At 41.8% G+C, this 1625-nt stretch carries 1 protein-coding gene; it reads right to left on the reverse strand.

Annotated features, from left to right (window positions below; all coding sequences use genetic code 11):
* Positions 1-102: 102 nt before the first annotated feature.
* Positions 103-1338, reverse strand: a complete 1236-nt coding sequence (locus tag ACTQ3A_RS13830) for an IS110 family transposase (protein WP_441495186.1) — start codon at positions 1336-1338, stop codon at positions 103-105.
* Positions 1339-1625 lie beyond the last annotated feature (287 nt).

Here is a 1625-nt window from a genome sequence, read left to right on the forward strand (position 1 = left end):
TTACTGTATAGCCTAATAAGTTGTGGGGCCAAGCCCCATTAAAAAAGCGCAAAAAACCCCTATCCAATCTAAACGTGCTTTTATGGGGTAAAATATCAAATGCTATGCGACCACAGCAGGCATTTCATATCCTAGCTCTTTTAGTTTTTTTAGATACGAATTGATTTTTCGCTCTTTATTAAACTTGTTATAATATTCAGCTCCAAGGTCCTTAAAGGCAACACCTTCATTCAGGATATGATAGATTGCAATTAACATACTATGAGCTACCGCTACATATGCTTTCTTGGCTCCTCGCCGTAATCGCAGCCTTTGAAATTGAGCATGGAAATAAGATGTTTTTACTCTTGCAGCCGAATGTGCGCAGATGACCAATGTTTCTCGTAGAAGTGTGTTTCCTTTGGTCGTTTTTCCTGATTTACGATTGTGTGCACTCTCGTTATTTCCAGGGCTTATCCCTGCCCAGGATGCGAGATGCCTGGCTGTAGGAAATCTTTTCATGTCGTAACCAATTACGGAGATGATTGACTTTGCACTGGAATCAGCAATTCCAGGAATATTCTGAATTGCTGATGCAGCTTTCTTTTCTTCGGGCTTCATGAAATTGTCGATTTCATCATCCAGATTTCGAATGTGAGTATTTAATTCATCCAAATGATTGAGCAATTCCTTCATCATTCGACGCTGGAGCGGAGAAAGAAAACCGTTTAGATCATCGATAATCTGTTCCTTGGAGGCTTTGAGATTGTGAGCAATGATATTTTTCTCATACAGCTCATCGTATGTTGCGGAGTCAAATTTTTTGCCGGAAAGAATTAATTCCAATATGTTGCGGGCACTTTTTCCATTAATGTTTCGTACGGTTCCGGAAAGTTTGATATTTCCGCCTTCAAGCATTTTTTGAAGACGATTTAGTTCTCTGGCTCTTTCACCAGTGAGACTCTTCCGATAACGTACAAGTTCCCGCAGTTCGCGCTGATCCTTATCCGGGATATAGCTTGCTTCCAGCAAGCCATGCTGGAGAAGATCCGCTATCCACTCTGCATCTTTGACGTCAGTTTTTCGGCCAGGCACATTTTTCATATGTCGGGCATTGACGACGATAGCTTCTATCCCAGATGCTTCAAGGATGTTGTACACGGGCTTCCAATATGACGCTGTGCTCTCCATTGCAACCTTTTGACAGTTACCTTGTTTGAGCCAGTCACAGAGTTCCAGAAGTTCTCTGGTTGTTGCACCAAACTCTCGTATTTCCTGCTTGTGGCCTTGTTTTAAGCAGACAACGATGAGTTTTTTGTGCAGATCCATACCACCACAATTGTCGCAAACTCTTTCCATAGTAATCCTCCTTCAATAAATGGAGATCCAAGGGTTTACGGCCAGCTTCCTAGCAATAATTAATTTACTGTACGTCCTTTCGTGCAGAACAAAAATGCACTGGACAGATAGTGGTTCAATGAGGAAGCTCAGTTCAGTTTACTGACGGACTCAAAGTCCAAAAAATAACCGACTTGTATGCCGTTATAATAAGTATACACGAAATAAGGAGGTAGTATAATGGGTTTTCAGAATACAGGCTATATCTATTGTGGTGCTCCGCCTGCGGGGCATGGGGGTTTACTGTA

Origin of the sequence: Bilifractor sp. LCP21S3_F8, from assembly GCF_052117805.1 — a bacterium.
Lineage (GTDB): Bacteria > Bacillota > Clostridia > Lachnospirales > Lachnospiraceae > Bilifractor.